Source organism: Sphingomonas sp. SL1004 (assembly GCF_057815015.1).
In genome coordinates this window covers 723,351-743,349 of the sequence record NZ_JBYMUX010000001.1, presented here as the reverse complement: position 1 = coordinate 743,349, position 19,999 = coordinate 723,351, and the positions used below count along the sequence as shown (strand labels likewise).

The following is a 19,999-nucleotide window of genomic DNA, read 5'->3' as shown; positions in this document are numbered from 1 at the left end:
GTGCTCAGGGCCGCGACTGCGGTGCGCTCATCGAGAACGGCGCATTCGCCTTCGCCGTCGCCCAGCTCTTGTTGGGAGTCGGCCCCATCACGAAGCGCAGCGTGCCACCACCCTGGAGCATCTCGCGCGACAACCACGGCTTGTCATGGGCTTTGCCGTTGAAGCTCACCGACTGGATGTAGACGTTCTTCGGCCCGTTGTTCGGCGCCTCGATCGCCAGCACCTTGCCGCCCGGCATCGTGACGCGGACCGAGCGGAACAGCGGGCTGCCGATCGCGTACTGGCCGACGCTCGGCGTGACCGGATAGAAGCCGAGTGCCGAGAACACGTACCAGGCCGAGGTCTGGCCGTTGTCCTCGTCGCCGGGATAGCCGTCGGGCGTCGGCGAATACAGCCGCGCCATCACGTCGCGCGCATGCGCCTGCGTCTTCCATGGCTGGCCCGCCCAGTCGTAGAGATAGATCATGTGCTGGATCGGCTGGTTGCCGTGCGCATATTGCCCCATGTTGACGATCTGCATCTCGCGCGTCTCGTGGATCACCGACCCGTAATAGCTGTCGTCGAACAGCGGCGGGCGGGTGAAGACGGAATCGAGCTTGTCGGTGAACGCCTTGTCGCCGCCGCTCAGGTCGATCAGGCCCTGCACGTCCTGCATCGCCGAGAAGCTGTAGTGGATCGCATTGCCCTCGGTGAACGCATCGCCCCAGGCATAGGGGTTGAACGGCGTCATCCAGCTGCCGTCCTTGTTACGGCCGCGCATCCACCCCGATTGCGCGTCGTAGAGCTTGCGATAGTTCTGCGCCTGCGCGGCATATTTGGTGGCGTCCGCGGTCTTGCCGAGCGCGGCAGCGAGGCGGGACAGCGAGAAATCCGCGGTAGCGTATTCAAGTGTCCGCGCGGCGCTTTCGTTGATGCCGACGTCGTAGGGCACGTAGCCGTATTTGTTGTAGTATTCGACGCCCTCGCGACCGACCGCGCTGATCACGTTACCCTTCACGTCGCGCGGCCGGCCTTCGGAGGTCGTCGCGTTCTTGACCATCGCTTCGTAGAGTTTCTCGACATCGAAACCGCGCACGCCGTTCAGATAGGCGTCGGCGATGATGTTGCCCGAATTGGACCCGATCATCACGTCGCGCTGCCCCGGGCTCATCCATTCCGGCAGCCAGCCGCCCTCCTGATACGCGTTGGCGAGACCCTGCATGATCTGTCCGTCGAGATCGGGACGGACCAGCGCGAAATACGGGAATACCGCGCGCCACGTATCCCAGAACCCGTTGTCGGTGAACAACGGGCCGTCGTGGACCTTGCCGTCATAGGGGCTGTAGTGGACCGTCTTGCCGGTCGCGTTCACTTCGTGGAACATGCGCGGGAACAGCAGCATGCGGTACATCGCCGAATAGAAGGTCCGGCGGTTGTCGAGGTTCGGATCGCTGACCTGGATGTGGCCGAGCTCCTTTTCCCACGCGGCCTTCGCCTTGGACTGGGTCTGCGCGTAGCTGTCGCTGCCGATCTCGCTGTCGAGATTGCGGACGGCCTGTTCGGGGCTGATGAACGACGAGGCGACCTTGACGCCGACCTGCTCGCCATCCTGCGTCTTGAAGCTGACGACCGCGCCGACATGACCGCCTTCGCGGGTCGTTTCGGCGGTCATCTGCCAATTGTCGTCCCAGGTCCGGCTGACGGTAAAATCATGGTCGAACTGCGCGACGAAGTAATTGTGGAAGTTGCTCGGAACGCCGCCGTTGTTGTTGCGGACGTACCCAGTGATCCGGCGATGGGCGGCGTCGATCTTGACCATCGATCCACCGGCGAGGCCGTCGAGCAGGATGTGTGCGTCGTCGCTCTTGGGAAAGGTGAAACGAAACTGCGCTGCACGATTGGTCGGCGTGACTTCGGCGGTCACATCATAATCGGCCAGGTAGACCTTGTAGTCGTACGGGTGGCTTTCCTCCGCCTTGTGGCTGTACCAGCTCGCGCGCTCGTCTTCCTTCAGCTTCAGTTCGCCGGTCTCCGCGAACAGCGAGAACGCGGCGTAGTCGTTCATCCACGGACTGGGCTGGTGGGTCTGCTTGATGCCGTTGATCTTGGGGTCATGGTACATGTAGCCCCACCCGCTGCCGGGCTTGCCCGTCACGGGCGTCCAGAAGTTCATGCCCCAGGGTACCGCGACGGCGGGATATGTGTTCCCGTACGACAGCTCGTGGTTTGAGTCCGTACCCATCAGCGGGTTGACCAGATCGACGAGCGGCACGTCATCCTTGGCCGGTGCCGCCTCGCGCGCGAGCGCTGCCGAGCCGATCGGCGGTGCCACCAGAGCGGTGCTGGCGAACAGCGCGACGACGCCGCGCAGTGCGGGAACGAGGGTCTTCAAAACAGTTCTCCCCTGGAGACGGAATGATTTTTTCGGTTTCGCGGCGGAACGGCAAGGCGCGGTCGTCGCGCCCGTCGCCTACCCCCCGCGGTTCGGTACAGGCAGTACGCCTTGCCGGGTCATCACGACCGGGCGGATCGTGCCGTCCGGCGCAAAGCGCATCCGATCGATCGCGACCTGGCGATGCTCGCCCACGGTGTCGGTCAGCGGGCGCCTATGGTAGACGATGTACCAGTCATCGGTTCCCGGCACGTTGACCACGGAATGGTGCCCGGCGCCGCGCGCGATGTGCTCGTCCTGCGCGAGCACCGTGCCCATCGGTTTGAACGGCCCCAACGGGGTTTTGCCCATGGCGTAGGCGACACGGTAGTCCGCATCGGTCCAGCCGCCTTCCGACCACATGAGATAATAGACGCCGTTGCGCTTGATGACGAACGAGCCCTCGACATAGCCGGGGGGCGTGATCTCCTTGTAGGTCGTACCGTCGGCGAACGGCACGACGGACCGCAGATCCTTACTGAGGCGGACGACGTTGCAGTGCTTCCAGCCGCCGTAATAGAGATACACCTGTCCGTCGTCGTCGCGGTAGACGAAGGGATCGATCGGCTGGGCTCCATTGTGGAACGCGCCGATCAGCGGCTTGCCGAGCGCGTCCTTGAACGGGCCGCCCGGCGTGTCGCTCACGGCGAGACCGATCCCGCCATTCTCCGCATCGCTCTGAATGTCGTTGGCAGCGAAGAACATGTAATACCGCCCCTTCGCCTCGATGACCGAGGGTGCCCAGACAGCATAGCCGGCCCAGGCAACATCAGCGACGTCGAGCACATGCTCGTGCCGGGTCCAGTGGACCAGATCGGGGGACGAGAAGGCGTTGAAGAAGGTCTGTTTCGTGTACGATGGCCGTACCGTGTGCCGTTTGCGCAATATTGCCTGTGCCGGCGAAAAGCGCGGTGAGACATCGGGCTTTCCAGCGTCGTCCGAATAGGTCGGGTAGATCCAGTAGCGATTGCCGAACATCCGGATCTCGGGATCGGCGTACCATCCTGGAAAAGCAGGATTGACGGCATAGGCGGCGCCCGCCGCGAGCACGGCGAAGCCTGCGAAGACGGCTGCCCGAGTTCTATTCAACACAATCTCATGAGCTTTCCCGTTCCGGACCTGACGACCCTCGATCAGGGCCTGGAAGGAGGTGGCTCCGATCGCCACCTCCACAATCATACGAGCGTCAGAAGTTGTACTGCAGACCGGCGTAAAAACGGCGACCGGTGTACTGGCTGGAATAGTAGCGAAGGTCGGTATCGTTACCCAGATGCGCCGTCTGCTCGGACTTCGTGAGGTTGATGACCGAAGCCGTAAGCGAGAACTGCGGCGTGATATTGACCTGACCGTTCAAGTCGACTTGCTCGTACGGTGCCGAGTACACGTTCAGGCCCGACACGATGCCACCCACCTGCTCGCCCTTGCGGTTGTACGACGCACGCAGCAGCACGCCATGCTTTTCGTAGAACACGGATGCGTTCCACTGGGTCTTCGCGCTGCCGACCAGCGGCGACGTGCCGATATTCTCGCCGTTCAGCGTGACGTCGGCCGTCGACGTGTGGTTGTATGTAAAGTTCACCTGTGCACCCAAACCGAAGTCCAGCGTGTGCTGGGCATAAAGTTCGATGCCTTCGGACACCGCGCTGCCGCCGTTGGCCTGCGTCGAATATTGCTGGACCACGACCTCCTGGCCCTGAACCGTCTGGGTCAGATCGAGGACGAGCGGCACCACGAAGTTCTTCACGTCCTTGCGGAACAACGCTGCGCCGAGCACCGAACCACGATGGAAATACCATTCTGCACCCAGGTCGTACGCCCAGGCAGAGAACGGCTTGAGATCGAAATTGCCCCCGTTGCCGAACCAGCCCACGCGTTCGCCGAACTGTGCGCGATCGAAGGTGTATTCCGGCGAATGGTAGGTCAGCGACCGGGATGAGGCGAGATCATTGAATGCGGGGCGCGCGACGACCTTCGACACCGCGCCGCGAACCAGGATATCGCTGGTCACGTCCCAGGCGACGTTGAAGCTCGGCAGGAAATCCGTGTACGATTTGGTCTCGAGGACCGGCGCGAAGACGCGCGTTTCGCGCTGGCTTTGCGGAATGACCTGGCAGTTTCCGTCGGAGCCGAGCGGCACCGCCGGATCGAACGCCCCGCCGGGCCCGTTCACGCAGTAATCATTCTCGAAATAGAGCGTGTCGGTCGAGCGGCCGGACTGCTTCGTGCTCGCCACCCGGAGACCGACGTTGCCGCGTATCGGCCCGGTCTTGTAGTTGACCTGAGCGTACCCTGCCCAGATCCGCTCGTTGATGTCGTAGCGGTTCTGCGGCTGCGGCACCGTTACCGCGTCGCCGTAGGTGGCATTCAGATAGCCCAGATATTTATCGAGGTTGATCCCCGGAAACGACGTTGCACTGAAGCCGCCCGGGATGTTGCCGATCCCATCGCTATAGAAGAAGCTCGGCTGCGCGACCGCGCCCCCGGGCGTGTCCTGGAACCGCAGTTTCGTCGCCGGATCGACATACCAGTTGAGCTCGCCGGTTTCACGGTGGATCTTGCCGTCCCGCCACTTGCCGCCGATCTGGACTGAATCGATGAAGCTATCGAAGTGCCGAGTCACGTCGATCTGCGCATAACGCTGCTGGATCGAGCTGTTGGTGAAGCCGGAACCGGTGGAACCGGTATCGATCTGCGCAATGCCGTTGTTGAGGTTTGCCTGGAGCTCCGGAGAGAACGCCATGCCGAGCCCCCCGTCGCTGAAATCCCAGCTGCTGAGGTTGTTGCCGTTCGCCGTGACCGCACCCGTCAGACGTGGTTTGGCGGCGACGCTGAACTGCTGGGAAGGGCCGCCGGTCGCGCGGGTCTTGCCAAGGACGAACGATACGTCGAGCCGATCCCTCGTCCAGTCGCCATGGACGTCGAACGTATTCGAAATGTCCTTCTCTCGCGCATAGCTGCCGGAAATCTGCGGCGTTTCCATGGTGCAGATCGGGGTTCTCGTCAGGCATCCGGTGCCCGCGGCCGGCACCTGGAACGTTGCCGACTGCATGATCGTGCCGCTCTTGTCGAACTGCGCACCGGTGTAGAAATTGCCGTAACCCCATTCAGGAATCTTGAGCGAGTTCGTCTGACGGTCGTTGTTAAGCTGGAAACGGAAATAGTTTGCCGTGATGTGCAAATTGTCGGTCGGCTTCAGTTCGAGCGTCGCCTGCAGACCGATACGTTCGCGCTTCTCCGTGACGATCGTCTCGTTGACCGACTGCGGCGCCCAATAGCCATTATAATGCTGGCCCGACTGGGTCGTGGGGGCCCTGTCCTCCGACCAGTAGGACACCGAATCGTCGTTGGCGAAGGTCTTGCCATTGACGTCCGTTGCAGGCGTCGGACCGCCCCGGCCGCCGTCGGCCCACCACTGCCAGCTCTCGGTCGAGCCATCCATCTCGCGGTTGGTACGCTTCTGATACGTGCCGCCAACCAGCAGGCCGATGGTCTTGTCCTCATTGTGCCAGGAAAGCTGGCCGGACGCCTGCGGCTCGACCTTCTTGGTGACGTCGGAATCGGTACCCTCGATCGAAACGAAGCCGGACCACGGCTTGAGATCAAGCGGACGACGGGTGTGAAGGATGACGGTGCCGCCGACGCCGCCTTCATCGAGCCTTGCTTCGGGCGATTTGAACACCTCGACGCTGCCGATCATGTTCGATGGCAGCAGCACGTAATTGAACGAGCGCGAGGGATCGCCGCTGTCGGCACCCGCAATGAAATTGCCGTTGAGTTCGGTCAGCGTCAGATCGGACTGGAGACCGCGGATGCTGACCCGGCTACCTTCGCCACCACTGCGCTCGATGACGACGCCTGGTACGCGCTGCAGCGAGTCGGCGATGTTCTTGTCCGGGAACTTGCCCACATCCTCGGCAGTGATCACATCGACAAAGGCATTGGCTTCGCGCTTGCGGCTAAGGCTTTTCTCGATCGACTGACGGTAGCCTGTCACGACGATATCGTTGGCGTTGCCCGCATCCTGCGCTGCCGTCGCGGTAGAACCATCTGCAGCCGGCGCCGGCAGGTTTTCAATACCCGTCGGTTGGGTAGGGACGTTCTGAGGGCCACCAGCGGGCGCGGCTTGCTGAGCGTGGGCGATGCCGACTGTTCCCGCCAGCAGGCTGACTGATACGAAGAGTCGAGCGATTGCGCGACTGCGCGGCGATGCGGCTGTGCGATTAATGGGGCGAGTAGCCATCCTGAATTCCTCCTCCTGTGGGACAAGATGCCAGACGGCCCTTTTCCCTTATGTCCTTCGTCAGCATGCCCTCAGCGGCCTCGAACGGGCAGCAATCAGCGCAGCAACACTGCCGTTTTGCCAATACACAAAGCAAATTGTCAATTAAATTGTCCGCCATATTTTGGCGACCGCATCGACGCGTCGAACTCACGGCAGACGAAGCATCCGTTGCAGAAGGGGCGGAGAGCAAATGGCGGCGGCAGGGCTGCGCTAACGCCGCTACGGACTCGCACGAAACTGGGCGGGTCCGGACCGACTGGCGACTCCGATGCGAAATCAGGCGTCTCGAGTCGCGTTCACGAAACCGCCGGGAATCCGCCGGTCCGGCATCGCCAGCTACGGCTTCGCCTCTTAACCTGCATCCAGTCCGGATGCCTTCCAAAGGGCGCCGGGTTTGGGCAGCAGAAAGTGGCTGAACGGAAGGATCGCGGCGCCGACGGCCGGGGCGTCCTCGGACAACGCAGCACGCTCCACCTTCGCGATCGACGGAGCGTCGGTGGCATCGCCGATGATGGCGTTCAATCGATCGGCGAGCCGCTCGACGATCTGGCGCGGCAACCGCCCGCCGATCAGCACCACGGATGGGTTGATCAGACAGTTGATCGCATCGAGCGGCGTGCAGAGCCGGCGTGCAGCCTGCTCGACCCACTCGTCCAGACAGCGCAGGAAATCGGGCGGTGGGGCCTCCTCGCGAAGCGCCGCCACGCCGAAGCCACTGCCTGCAAGATGCTCCGCAAGGCCCGATAACGACACCAGCTTCTGCACCTGTTCTTGCTGTCCAGCCGCAAGCGATGCCCTCATGAAGCCAAGCTCTCCGCTTCGGCCATTGGCACCGCGGACGTAGTTCCCATCCAGCACGAAACCGCCACCGAGCCCCGCCGAGATAAGAACGTAGAAGAAGCTATTGTAGCGTTGGCCCAGCCCCAGCTGCATCTCTCCCAAGGCAGCCGCGGCCGCATCATTCTCGACAAATACCTGAAGCGGCAGCGGCTCGGCAAAAAGACCAGCAACGTCCAGCCCCTCCCACGCAGCGTATCCCGCAGGTCTTCCCGGCAGACTGACCGAGCCCAGATCGTCGGGCATCGCTACTCCCAGACCAACCAGATTCGCGCTGTCGACGTCGGCGCGACGCAACATCGATTTGATCGATCGACGATAGAGCGACCGGACCTGGTCAGGGAGCGCGAAATCGATCTCGACAGATTTGCGCGCCAGAACCTGGCCGGCAAAATCGACCAACACCAAGGTCACGTGATCGCGATCGATGTTGATGCCGACCGAGTAGCAGGCGTCGCGACGGACCCTCAGGTTGGTCGGTGGCTGTCCGCGTCCGCCGCGGCGTTGTCCAGCCTCTTCGATGAGCCCGTCCTCGGTCAATCGCCGCGTGATATTCGCAATCGCCGGCGCCGTAAGCCCGGTGATCCGTGCAAGATCGACGCGGGTCAGCGAGCCTCCAACGCGGATGGCCTGCAGCGTGACGCGCTGATTATGATCTGCAGCGCGCTCGAGATTGGTCCCCGACAGTCGGGGCCGTTCACCTTGGGTCATGTACGCCTGTCGAAGTTGCCGCTGGTCGTGCAGGCATGGCCGGTGGCGTCGCGAGAGGTGCCTTCCATTCCGTTCATGCATTCCGCCCGCAAAGAGTTCGGTGGTTCATCCCCCGAGTGCAGTCGAGCGTCAAGTACATCTCGGCTGCCGTTGCGCGGATGACGCACTGGCCTTGCCCTGCCTTGCGGCACACTTGGCAAAAGTCGATTGAATTAGGAAATTTGATGTAATAATTGCTAGCCGACATCGAGAACGAGCAGCCGGGTAGAGGCGAGCCGTAGGGAGAGGGCAAGGACCGTGGAAATGTCGGCAGGCACATCGGTAGGCACACCGTTCGTCGGGGTCGAACTCGGAGGAACGAAATGCGTCTGCACGCTTGCCTACGGGCCGGACGCGATATTGCAGCAGCGCGTTATCCCCACGACGTTGCCCGAGGCCACTTTGCCGGCGATCGTCGCGACGCTGCGCGAATGGGACGAAGCCTATGGCTTCGCCGCGATCGGCATCGCGTCGTTCGGTCCCATCTGTCTTGATCCCGCGGATGACCGGTATGGATCGATCTTGGCAACGAACAAGTCGGGCTGGCGCGACTGCGATATCGTCTCGGCGATCGCGGGGCCTTTCAAGCAACCCTTCACGTTCGACACGGACGTCAACGGCGCAGCCCTGGCCGAGATGCGCTGGGGTTGCGCCGAAGGGTTGCAGGACTTCGCGTACGTCACGGTAGGAACAGGCATCGGCGTGGGGCTTATCGTTCACGGGCAGCCTACGCGCGGGATCGGGCACAGCGAGATCGGGCACATCCGGGTACCGCGGACGCCTGGCGACACGGTCGCCAGTTCCTGTCGTTACCATGCCGATTGCGTCGAGGGGCTGGCATCCGGGTCGGCGCTGGTCTTGCGGCTGGACGGACGGGAAGTCGATAGTCTGACCGCCGATGATCCCGTCTGGAAACCCATGATCTCGGCTCTCGCTGCGATGGCCCATACCCTCATTGCAACGACGGGGCCGTTCCGCATCGCGATCGGCGGTGGCGTCGTAACGCGGCAGCCACATCTGCTCGCACAGATCGAAGCCGAGTTGGAGACCAGTTTGGCGGGATACATGGCACTTCCCCCCGTTCGACCGATCATCGTCGCACCTGCGCTGGGCGATCTCGCAGGGCCGCTTGGATCGATCGCCCTTGCGATGGCGGCAAGCCCACGATGAAACCGGACTTGGTGGATCGTGCTTCACGGCGCTGGCCGGATAACACCTGCGGCCTGGGCTAGGGCGTTGAGAACGTTCGATGCTTCGGACTAGGCGTTACCTCCCCCCGCGCTGTCGAGCGGCGGGTCGGCTTCGAGCCGCCCGGGTGAAAGCGCATCGAAGCATGAGGTTCGGTTCCGGTGGTCCACATGGATCGGTAGAAGCTCCTAAAAGCGCCAAATCCGGATGGTGACACACTAATGTCGACCGGGCGACGTCAAGCCGAAGGGTTCACGTAAGGAGAAGGCCGTGACGAACACATTCTGGCGACATGCCGCCCTGCCGCTCGCAGCGCTCCTCGCGGGATGTACGCCCTCGTTGCGCGTCATGACGTTCAACGTCCGCTACGCCTCCGACGCAGCACCGAACCCGTGGGCTGAACGCCGGCCCGTCATGATCGGCCTGATCAAGCGCGTACATCCCGACCTGATCGGCACGCAGGAACTGCTGCAACGCCAGGGTGACGACCTCGCCGCCGGACTGCCGCAGTATCGTTGGTTCGGGCGTGATCGCCATGGTGGCCATACCGACGAGCATATGGGCATATTCTACCGGCCCGACCGTCTCCGCGTCGTCGAGCGCGGAGACTTCTGGCTGTCGGACACGCCCGAAGTCGTCGGCAGCATGAGTTGGGGCACCGATCTGGCCCGGATGGCGAATTGGGCGATATTCGAAACGCGCGCCCGACCGTCACGGCGCTTCCTGTTCGTCGATACGCATCTGCCCCATCGCGACCAGGACGAGGACGCTCGCCGGCGGTCGGCGGAGCTCATCCTCACTCGCTTGCAGCATATTGCGAAAGGTCTGCCGGTGATCCTGGCCGGCGATATGAACGCAGGTCCGTCCAGCAGCACCTACGCGACGCTTTCGGCGGCGCTGACGGATGCCCGCCAGCAGTCTGGCAGGCGGCGAGGTCCCGAGAACACCTTCCACGACTTCACGGGCGTACCGGACCGCAGGATCGACTATCTCTTCCTGCGCGGTGTGCATGCCACGGAGATCGAGACGAGCACGATCCACAAAAATGCCACCTACCCGTCGGACCATTTTCCGGTTTGGGCCAAGCTCCAATTCGACCGTCGAACTACCGAACCACCGACCGACGGAAAGTGACCCTCGGTCGCGGAACGGCAGGACGTACGTCTTGCGAACACCTCCACACCGCGTCTCGATTTTTGCCAAGCCTATTTCGTCTTGACTGAAGCGCCGGCCCATTTGGCCCACATGCCAGGCGTCGCCAGCATCTTCATATAGACGCCTCCCACCACGGATCGCGCCTGGAAGCCGACCTGCTTTCCGTCCTTGGTCTCGTACCAGTCGCTCAAAGGCACCCGAGTGGGCGACTCCTGCATGTAGCGGTGAGCGGGGGCGATAAGCTCCTCGAACGCCGCCCTGTCCTCGGCGAGCGTTGCGCTCCAGATGATCCAATCGAGCTTGGTGTAGGTCTTGCGGCTGTCGAGCGGGAGACCGTAGGTCTGCTGATGCTTGCGGTAAAAGCGGACCTCGTCTCGGAGCAGCGTCTTGGGGAACAGATCGTGGCCCAGCACCTTGTCCCAGGCGAGGTTGTACTTCTGGCTCCAGGTGCCGGGAGCATCGAAGGCCAGCTTGGTATGGTCGCCGTCCTTTGCCATCGCCAGCCATTTGCCGACCATCTGATGCGCCGTGGCATGGTAGCGCGTCGCCTCATCCTTCTTGCCCAGCATCCTAGCGAGGTCGGCATAGCCATCCAGAGCGCTGATGGCCTTGATCGAAAGGTTGGCGTTGTGCGCGAGATGCCCCGCAAAATCATCGGTGCTCAGCTGGTTCTCAGGGTTGAGCCCGTTCTCGCGGAGATAGCTCGCCCAACGCTGCAGCTGTGGCCAATACCGACCGGCGAAATCCGCGTTGCCCCTAATCTTGGCAAGCGCGTCGAGCATGAGGATCATGTTGCCGCTCTCTTCGACCGGCATCTGGTCATCCTCGGACGTCTCGCCGCCGCCATAGACCTGGCCGTTCGCCTGTGGATAGGTACCGAGATCATGAGGGGCGAATGGAAAGCGCCAGCGCGGCATCGCCGCATAGTCAAGGATCGGGCGCAGTTGAGCCTCAAGCAAATCCGGGTTGAACAGCAGGAAGAACGGCGAAGAGGGATAGGTGATGTCGACCGTCCCGATACACCCGTTGCTGAAGTTCTCCTTCGAAAAGTACAGCGGTCGACCGTCGATGTCGGCCACCAGCTTGTTGGCCGCCAAGGTCTGACGAAAGGCGAGTACGGCCAATTCGGCATATTTTCGCCCGCCAGCCTTTTCCAGATCCCCGATCAGCTCCCGGTCGAACGCTTCACCCCGCCGACGCAGCGCGCTCTCCTCGTTCTCCGCCGTCTGCAACAGCGTCGCCATCGTCATGCCGTTGCGGCGCCAATACGCCGGCAGGCGGCGCTTGAAATACTCGATCGAATCGATGTCGTCGTACGCCAGCATCGCCCGCCGCGTATCGGCACGTGCACCGACGTCACCGAAGTCGACCTGCAGGGTCATCAGCGGGCGGTTCTGATGTGCGAGACGCGGCATGGCCAGGTCGTCCGCATCGGGCACGACACCCTTGTCGAGCATCATGCCGCGTTCGCGCTCGCCGATTATCGCCGTGGTGGTACCGGCCTGACGCGGCACGGCGAGCTGCGCCCATCCCCAGTCGATGCGCAGATTGTCCCCGACCTTCTGCAACACCTGCTGCGTGTCGGTTCCGACCCGCATCACCGCCATGTCGCCGACCCGGCTGGTTCCCCACACGATGCTCTGCTGATCGTTGTCCACGGCGAGCTGCGCGCTGGCGTCGAACAGAAGCTGAACCTTGTGATGACCGCCGTCCGTCGCCTGCACGGTCCAACTGAGATAGGTGACCGGCCGCGACAGCACGTCCAAATCCTTTGGCAACGCCGGGGTGAAGAAGGTCGCCGTGAGCCTGATGCCCCCCGCTTCGAAATCATAAATGGTGCGGGTGGGCGTGAGCGCGCGCGAAACCTGGCGCATCGCATCCCCTCGCCCCGCTCCGAGGAATCGCAGCAGCTTGCCGTCGACGCGGATCCAGCCGCTCATCTGCTGCTCGGATCCCGTCCAGTGACGGGTGGGCTGATCGTTCAGCGCATCGCTGAAACTCCAGATGCTGAAATACGGATCGTGCGCGACCAGTGGCGTCGCCGGCGTACGGGTCAGGACCGGCTCCTGTGCGTGCACACCAGCCATGCACGCGCCGGTCGCCAGCACCGCGAGGGCGAGGCGGCGAAGCGGTGCGAACGTCATGGTCGAGCGGATCTGCATTGCGTTTCCTTTGTACCGAGTCCGCACCGTGAAGGTGCTGCTTACCGATCAGTGGAATGAGGGCGGCGGGGATTTTGTCGCCCAGGACCGTTCAGGGTTCTTCGCCAGCGTAAAGTCGAGCGTGCCGCCATGAGCGACGAAGTCCGCGGGGAGCCAGGCTTGGTCGAGCGCTCGTCCATTCAACCGCAGCGAGCGGATATACGGCGCGTCCGGTTCGGCACCGGTTGCACGGATCGAGATGCGACCGCCGGGCCGGTCAATGGTCGCACGCGGAAACAGCGGGCTGCCGATCACCAGCTCGCTCCGCCCGGGGTAGAGCGGATACAGGCCCAGCGCCGACCAGACGTACCAGGACGACATTTCGCCAAGATCGTCATTGCCCGAGATGCCTTCGGGGGTGTTCGTCCAGATCTGGCGCATCGCGGCGCGCACCGTCGCTTGCGTCTTCCAGGGCTGGTTGACGAACAGATATAGCCACGGCGAGGCAATCGAGGGTTCGTTGTCCAGTTCGGCGTGTAGCGGCCCAGCCTTCGTCACGGCCCATGCCCCCGTCGATGTACGGAAGAACGCATCGAGACGGCGGGCAAACGCGTCGCGACCGCCTAGGACGTCGATCAGGCCGGCCGGATCGAACGGCACCATCCACAAATATTGAGCGCCGCTCCCCTCGACGAACTCGTCGTCTGCAGCGGGGTCGAAGGGTGGCCAACTGCCGTCGGCCTTGCGAGGTTGAATGTATCCGCCCTGCGCGGTCGCGTTCGGGTTGAACAGATTGCGCCACCACCCGGACCGACCCAGGAAGCGTCGCTCACCCGCACGATCACCAGCCATGCGCGCAAGTTGCGCCAAGCCGAAATCCGCGGCCGCCATTTCCAGCGTGTCGGACGCACTCCCCCATCCCCGGCTGCCCACCGGCATGTAATGCAACCGCAACCACTGATCGAGGCCAGGGCGCTGACCTACGCACATCACCGGACATCCTTTGCCGCTGAGGTCCTTGGCGGTCGGAACGGTCGCGGCCTGCTTGAGCGACGCGTAGGCGCGCTTCAGGTCGAACGAACGACCGCCAAACGCGTAAATCGCGGCGAGCGAAGGCGGAGAAGGATCGCCGTTCATCACGCTGGTCGCGCCCGTCAGATGTGTCCAGCGGTCCCAGACCCCGCCATTCTGGTCGGCCTGGTTGAGCAGCGACTGCGCGATGTCGGACCCGCGTCGCGGATCGAGCAAGGTCACGAGTTGCAACTGCGAACGATAAACGTCCCAGCCGGAAAAATTCGCGTATTGCGCGGCTTGCCCTCGGAAGAGGCGATGGTCCTTGCCGTCGAACCCGCGGTAGCGACCGTCGGCGTCGCTCGTAAGGTTCGGCGTCAGGAGAGAATGGTAGAGCGCGGAATAGAAGACGGATCGATCATCTCGAGCGCCACCCTCGATATCGATTTTGCCGAGCGCACGGTTCCATGCCGCCCTTCCTGCCGCCTGCACGGCCTCCAAACTCGTTCCCGCTGGACTTTCACGTTGAAGGTTCGCGCGTGCACCGGCCTGGTCCACATAGGAGATGCCGATCCGGACCGTGACGGGAGCACCGTGGCTGCTATCGAAACTGATCCAGCCGCCACTCCCCTTCCCTGCTGGTGGATGGCCTTGGGTGCCATAGCCGGTGCCGCCCGCCCCCGTCGCAGCGCGTTTGTTTATCGTTTCGTCGCGCCATGTCCCGCCGACGTCGAATGGCTGGTCGAACACGGCAACGAAGTGCAGCGTGTAATAGCTTTCACGGCGATCCTCGGCGAGGTAGCCGCAGAAATTGCCGCTGGTCACCGTTCCGCTTACGGTCCGGGTCGAGGGATCGATCTTGATCGTCGACGCGGTGCTGCCCACCTCGCTGTCAGAGGTTCTGAACAACAAATTGGCGGGCTTGCCAGCGGGAAACGTAAAGCGACCGACGGCGGTCCGATCAGTCGCGCCCAGGTCGACCTTGACGCCATTGTCCAGCTTTACGGAATAGGCACCGGGACTGGCAGATTCGGCTTTGTGATCCAGCAGGCTGGCATAGCTCAATCCCGCTTCGACCGAAGAGGGTGAGCGCTCGACCGGGACTGTTACCGGCATGATCGGAACGTCGCCGCTGGCCCCTGCGCAACCGGTACCGGAAACATGGGTGAGGCTAAATCCGCGTACGCCGTTGGCTCGCCACTCATACCCGCCAGGGGCTGCTATCGGCAGACGCTTCCCGGCAAGCGGCGTCTGCTCCGGGCTGAAAGCGACCATTCCAAATGGTCTTGTGACCCCCGGAAACGTGTTGCCGCCATTCGTCGTACCAACGAATGGATTCACGCTTCCCGCTAGATCCGCATTGTGTGCCTGATCAACGTCTTGCGCCGCTGCCGTCGCCGCCGTCAAAGCAACCATACTTAACAGCATGGAGCGGATATGACCCACTGTCCTCTCCTTAAGACAATTTTCTTTCTTTAAACAGGTCGCGCTGCGCCAGGTCAATGCGGTTGTTCAGAAGCCTCCGATACCGAAGCTGGGATTAGTAGCGATTGTAATGCCGTTCACCGCAGAGGCGGTGCGCCTGCCGACCCGAGATGCGACCAGATCACCGTCTCGCCGGGGTCGCACGCGCCTCCGCGGTCAGCACGAGTTCGGCCGCGAGCAGCGCACCCTCCTGATCCTGCGCGACCGACGTGTGTTCGACGATATCCGTCACGAACTGCGGCCCGAACGGCAACGGCACCTTCGAGCAATCGAGGTAGCGCGTCCCCTTCTTGTCGGCGATCAGCAGGTGGTTGCCGCCCGGTCGCCCGGCGATGTCCACATATTTGCGGAGCTCGATATAGCCCTCGGTGCCGAGGATGAAGAGGCGGCCATCGCCCCAGGTCGGCAGGCCGTCGGGGGTGAACCAGTCGACGCGGACATAGCCGGCACCACCATCGCCACTCAGCATCATGTCGCCGAAATCCTCGAACTTGGGATGCGCGGGATTGCCGAAATTGCCGGTCTGCGAGGCCAGCACCTGCGCGCGCTTGGTGCCGGTCAGGTAGACGAACTGGTCGGCCTGGTGGCTGCCGACATCGGTCAGGATACCGCCGTTCTGCGCCGGGTCCCAGAACCAGTCGGGACGGCTCGCGGCGGACAGCCGGTGTGGTGCCAGGTTCACCGTCTGGATCACGCGCCCGATCGCGCCGTCATGGACGAGCTGCCCCGCCATCACTGCGGCGGGCACCTCGAGCCGTTCGGAATACATGATCCCATATTTGCGCCCGGTCTCCTTGATCGCGCGGCGGACGTCGGCGAGTTGCTTCAGCGTCGTCACCGCCGCCTTGTCGCTGAGGTAATCCTTGCCCGCACGCATGACCCGGATGCCCAGCGGTGCGCGCAGGCTAGGAATCGCTGCGCTGCACACCAGCTTGATCGCGCGGTCGTCGAGGATTTCCTGTTCGGACCGGGCAAGCTTCACGTCGCCGTAGCGCTTCCTGAACATCGCGATCTGTTTCGGATCGGTCGCATAGAACGCGGTGAGCACGCCGCCGCCGCGGATGATCGCGTCGGTGATGCCATAGATGTGGTTGTGGTCCATGCCGATCACCGCGAACGGCAGGCGGTATTTCGCCTCCGGTGCCGGACGCGCGACCGCACCTTCGGTGGGCGCATCGCCGCGCGTGGCGGATTGCGCGAACGCGTCGGCGGCGAACCCGGCGGCTAGGCCAGCGGTCAGCCCAAGCCCTAGGATCCCGCGTCGGTTGGTATCGGTCACAGCTATTCCCCTTGTCAGATCGCAACCAGATTCGTCGGCCAGGTCATCGCTTCGCCGCGGTCCATCGCCTGTTCACCGAGCAGCGACGCGACGCTTGCCTGATAGGCCTGCCGCAAGAGGCCGGGCAGCGGTTTGCCGGCACGCACCGCGGCACCGAACCCTTCGAACTGCAGCATCGTCTCGTCATATTCGCCCCAGCCGAGCGACTCGCCGGGCGTCGTCACGGGCAGCTCGGGGAACCAGGTGGCACCACCGATCGGCACGGTGCGCTTGTGCCCCCGCGCGACGTCCTTCTGCATCCGCTGCAGCGCCAGCACCTTGGCCGGCACCTCCTGATAGATGCGGCCGAGTTCGGGCTCGATCGTGCCCTTGCTACCCTGGATCTGCTCCTCGCAGCCATAGCGCGCGTTGTTCAGCAGCGAGGTGTAGATGAACTTTCGCCCGCCGGCATATTCGTAGATCAGCGCGACATGGTCGTAGACCTCGCGGCCGTCCTTCCAGAAGCAGATGCTGCCCGACCCGATTACCCGCGTCGGCGCCGCGTCGAAGAACCAGTTGCCGACCTGAAGCTGGTGCGTCGCCAGTTCGGTCATCAACCCCGCCGAGCTGTCGCGGTACAGCCGCCAGTTGATCTGGCGATCGGTGGCGTCGGCCGGCACCGCGCGACGCCAGGCATTGTTGCGGTGCCAGCTCGCACGGATCTGCGTCAGTGAGCCGATCTCGCCGGCTTTCGCGCGCTTCAGGGCGTTGAGATAGGTCGGGTGGAACATCCGCTGGTGGCCGATCTGGAGCACCTTGTTCGCCGCCTGCGACCGGGTCACCATCGCGCCGCAATCCGCGATCGTGCGCGCCATCGCCTTTTCGCACCATACGTGCAGCCCCGCATCGAACGCGTCGAAGCTGTGCCGCGCGTGCATGTTGAGCGGCGTCGCGATCACCACCGCATCGATCCCACCCGCGTCGAGCATCGCGCGGTGATCGCTGAAGACGCGCGTCGTCGGGCCAACCCACTGCCGCGCCTTCGCCAGGTTCGGCGCATAGGTATCGCAGATCGACACGACCGTGCAGTTGCGCGTCTTGGCGATGTTCTGGATCAGCGTGCGGCCGCGGTCGCCGGTGCCGATCACGCCGATCCGGACCGGGTTGGTCTTCACCGGATCGGCATCTGCCGCCGACGCAGCCGAGGCTGCCCAGGGCGCAGCCGCCGCCATCCCCGCACCCGCGGTCGCCATCATCACGCGATCGATGAACGATCGCCGCGTGAGGTCGAAATCCTTGTCGGTCATGCCGCTTGCATCCTCGCTACGTCGACGGTCGGCGCCGCCTCTTGGGAAAGATCATACAGAAAACGTCGGGCCGGCTCGCCGTCCAGCAGCCGTCGCGCGCCAGCGTCATTCGCGACCAGCAGAGCGGTGCTCAGCGCCTCGGCACGGCCGCCGCTGCGATCGATCGCCACCGCACAGCGCGCCGTGGTGATTATCGTGCCATCGCTCGGCCGGATCATCGCCGCACGCTCGGGCGCGTGCGTACCCGCGCCCACCGTCGTCGAGATCGACAGCGCCTCGTCGAGCAGTTCGAGCTCGACCAGCACCGCGCCGTCGACCAACGGATGGGGTATCGCGAACGGCCAGCCCCCCCCGAGCGGATGCTCGCCGATCACCGTCAGCGAGCTCTCGCCCGCCGAGAGACACGCAGAGACGACGCCCGCACCGCGCAACGCCGCACCGGCCCGATCGAGCGCGAACCCCTTGCCGAAGCCGCCGAAATCCAGCGCCAGCGGTCGCGTCGTCGAGATCCGTGCCGCGCGCGGGTCGAAGACAATGTCGGCCCACCCTGCCCCACCGAAGCGGTGATCGATGGCGGGATCGAACGCCCCGTCGGTCAGCGCGTGCACCTCCTGGACCGCGATCAGCGCCTCGATCAGCACCGGATCGTCGATCGCGGCGTCCCGACCGGCAAGAAGCTCGTCGTTGAGCGCAGTCGTCGGCGACGGTCGATGGATGGTCAACGCATCGTCGACGTCCTCGATCGCGCGCCGTGCCGCGACCAGCGCATCCGCAAACCCGCCGCCGAACACGTGCAGCTCGACCCGCGTTCCCATCGCACCGAAGCGTTCGACCTGCGCGACGATACTCACGTCAGGCCTTGACCTCCCAGCCCGGTTGATACGCGACCGACCACAGCTTCATCGCCTCCGCGCTGCTCGGCTTGCCGGTCGTCGTATCGACGGTCAGCACGCTGTCGGTGCGATAGGCCATGTTGCCCAGATGGCAGAGCGTCGTGCTGATATGCCCCTCGGCGATCGGCGAATTGAGCGCGGAGGCGCTGCCGCGGATCACGTCGACGAAATTACCGGCGTGATAGACGTCGAGAATGCCCTCGCCGACGGTGCCGGTCGTCTCCGACGTCGCCTTGGCCATCACCTGCCGGATCGACTTGCCCGCCAGGTCGTAGAGCTCGAAGCCGTTGCGATCGACCACCGCCGACCCCTTCGTGCCGAGCAACAGGACGCCGCGTCCCCGGCCGTAGGTCAGCATCGCATTGCAGCTCTGCCCGTTCCAGCGGATCACCCGGTCGTTGTCGTAGGTCAGGTCCAGCGCGAGCGAATCGTACATTTCCCAGTCGTCGCCGGCATGGAAGCGCTTGGCGCCCTGCGCCGACACCGTCTTCGGATAGGTCAGGCCCATCAGCCAGCGTGCGACGTCGAGTTCGTGCATCGCGTTGTTGCAGAGTTCGCCGGTCCCGTATTGCCAGAACCAGTGCCAGTTATAGGGGACCAGGTTCGACCGGTACGGCGCGCGCGGCCGTGGTCCCTGCCACATGTCCCAGTTGAGATTGGCGGGCGGCGTCGTCACATGCCCCTTGCCGATCGTCTTGCGATCGTTCGCATACCAGGTCTGCGCCTCGTAAACGTCGCCCAGTTCGCCGGCCTGTACAAGCGCGAGCAGCTGCCGCGTCTCGGGACTCGATCGCTGCTGGTTGCCGACCTGCAGGATGCGCTTGGTGCTTTTCTGCGTGGCGATCATCGCCTCGCCCTCGGCAGGCGCGATGCCGATCGGCTTTTCGCAATACACGTGATGCCCGGATTTCATTCCGTCGACCGCTAGCTTGGCGTGCCAATGGTCCGGCGTCGCGATCGTAACGACGTCCAGCGCCTTGTTGTCGAACAGGCGACGGTAATCGCCTTCGGTCTTCGGTGCCGGATTGCCGCGCGCCGCAAACTCGCCCGCGCGCTTGGCCAGCACCGCCGAATCGACGTCGCAGAAATGCGTGATCTCGACGTTCGGCAGCTTCGTGAACGCACCCATATGCGCCTGGCCGCGCCCGTTGACGCCGACTATCGCCACGCTGAGCCGGTCGTTCGCGCCCTTGATCCGCGCATAACTGCGCGCGCTCATCGCCACACCGAGCCCCAGCCCTACCGTGGCGCCCGCGCCCTTGATCATCGTCCGACGGTCCAT

The 19,999-nt window shown here is 63.7% G+C and carries 12 protein-coding genes; 2 read left to right on the top strand and 10 right to left on the bottom strand.

The features are described from left to right. Positions 1–4 precede the first annotated feature (4 nt). The 4 genes from AC3D24_RS03400 to AC3D24_RS03385 all read right to left on the bottom strand — a co-directional run bounded on the left by AC3D24_RS03400 (position 5) and on the right by AC3D24_RS03385 (position 8,240). Complete coding sequence (locus AC3D24_RS03400; RefSeq protein WP_489033027.1) at positions 5–2,299, bottom strand: GH92 family glycosyl hydrolase; 2,295 nt, start codon at positions 2,297–2,299, stop codon at positions 5–7. 150 nt (positions 2,300–2,449) lie between these two features. Next, positions 2,450–3,499 (bottom strand): glycoside hydrolase family 43 protein, encoded by a 1,050-nt coding sequence (locus AC3D24_RS03395; RefSeq protein ID WP_489028188.1) that lies wholly within the window; start codon positions 3,497–3,499, stop codon positions 2,450–2,452. Positions 3,500–3,596: 97 nt separating this feature from the next. Then, the gene (locus AC3D24_RS03390; protein ID WP_489028186.1) at positions 3,597–6,650 is read right to left on the bottom strand and encodes a TonB-dependent receptor; all 3,054 of its coding nucleotides are present in this window, start codon (positions 6,648–6,650) and stop codon (positions 3,597–3,599) included. 393 nt (positions 6,651–7,043) lie between these two features. Next, positions 7,044–8,240, bottom strand: coding sequence for an ROK family transcriptional regulator (locus AC3D24_RS03385; protein WP_489028184.1), 1,197 nt, complete (start codon positions 8,238–8,240; stop codon positions 7,044–7,046). A gap of 303 nt (positions 8,241–8,543) precedes the next feature. On the opposite strand from AC3D24_RS03385, the gene AC3D24_RS03380 reads away from it, so the two are divergent. Both AC3D24_RS03380 and AC3D24_RS03375 read left to right on the top strand, forming a co-directional pair. Then, positions 8,544–9,449, top strand: a complete 906-nt coding sequence (locus AC3D24_RS03380) for an ROK family protein (protein WP_489028182.1) — start codon at positions 8,544–8,546, stop codon at positions 9,447–9,449. Between the two features lie 288 nt (positions 9,450–9,737). Continuing rightward, a complete protein-coding gene (locus AC3D24_RS03375; protein ID WP_489028180.1) occupies positions 9,738–10,601 on the top strand; it encodes an endonuclease/exonuclease/phosphatase family protein in 864 nt (287 codons plus the stop codon). A 71-nt stretch (positions 10,602–10,672) separates the two neighbouring features. On the opposite strand, the gene AC3D24_RS03370 is transcribed toward AC3D24_RS03375, so the two are convergent. From AC3D24_RS03370 to AC3D24_RS03345, 6 genes are all read right to left on the bottom strand, one after another. Beyond that, positions 10,673–12,784: a glutaminase family protein gene (locus tag AC3D24_RS03370; RefSeq protein WP_489028178.1), complete on the bottom strand. Its 2,112-nt coding sequence runs from the start codon at positions 12,782–12,784 to the stop codon at positions 10,673–10,675. A 48-nt stretch (positions 12,785–12,832) separates the two neighbouring features. After that, positions 12,833–15,202 (bottom strand): GH92 family glycosyl hydrolase, encoded by a 2,370-nt coding sequence (locus AC3D24_RS03365; protein WP_489033026.1) that lies wholly within the window; start codon positions 15,200–15,202, stop codon positions 12,833–12,835. A 178-nt stretch (positions 15,203–15,380) separates the two neighbouring features. Then, a complete protein-coding gene (locus AC3D24_RS03360; protein WP_489028176.1) occupies positions 15,381–16,538 on the bottom strand; it encodes a Gfo/Idh/MocA family protein in 1,158 nt (385 codons plus the stop codon). Between the two features lie 14 nt (positions 16,539–16,552). After that, complete coding sequence (locus AC3D24_RS03355) at positions 16,553–17,824, bottom strand: Gfo/Idh/MocA family protein (protein WP_489028174.1); 1,272 nt, start codon at positions 17,822–17,824, stop codon at positions 16,553–16,555. Further along, positions 17,821–18,675, bottom strand: a complete 855-nt coding sequence (locus AC3D24_RS03350) for an FAD:protein FMN transferase (RefSeq protein WP_489028172.1) — start codon at positions 18,673–18,675, stop codon at positions 17,821–17,823. The genes AC3D24_RS03355 and AC3D24_RS03350 overlap by 4 nt, the downstream gene beginning before the upstream one ends. A 1-nt stretch (position 18,676) precedes the next feature. Next, complete coding sequence (locus AC3D24_RS03345; protein WP_489028170.1) at positions 18,677–19,999, bottom strand: Gfo/Idh/MocA family protein; 1,323 nt, start codon at positions 19,997–19,999, stop codon at positions 18,677–18,679.

Coding starts and splice junctions, on each gene's coding strand:
- AC3D24_RS03390 (WP_489028186.1), bottom strand. CDS start 6,650: ATGGCTACTCGCCCCATTAATCGCACAGCCGCATCGCCGCGCAGTCGC.
- AC3D24_RS03385 (WP_489028184.1), bottom strand. CDS start 8,240: ATGACCCAAGGTGAACGGCCCCGACTGTCGGGGACCAATCTCGAGCGC.
- AC3D24_RS03380 (WP_489028182.1), top strand. CDS start 8,544: ATGTCGGCAGGCACATCGGTAGGCACACCGTTCGTCGGGGTCGAACTC.
- AC3D24_RS03370 (WP_489028178.1), bottom strand. CDS start 12,784: ATGCAGATCCGCTCGACCATGACGTTCGCACCGCTTCGCCGCCTCGCC.
- AC3D24_RS03365 (WP_489033026.1), bottom strand. CDS start 15,202: ATGCTGTTAAGTATGGTTGCTTTGACGGCGGCGACGGCAGCGGCGCAA.
- AC3D24_RS03355 (WP_489028174.1), bottom strand. CDS start 17,824: ATGACCGACAAGGATTTCGACCTCACGCGGCGATCGTTCATCGATCGC.
- AC3D24_RS03345 (WP_489028170.1), bottom strand. CDS start 19,999: ATGGACCGTCGGACGATGATCAAGGGCGCGGGCGCCACGGTAGGGCTG.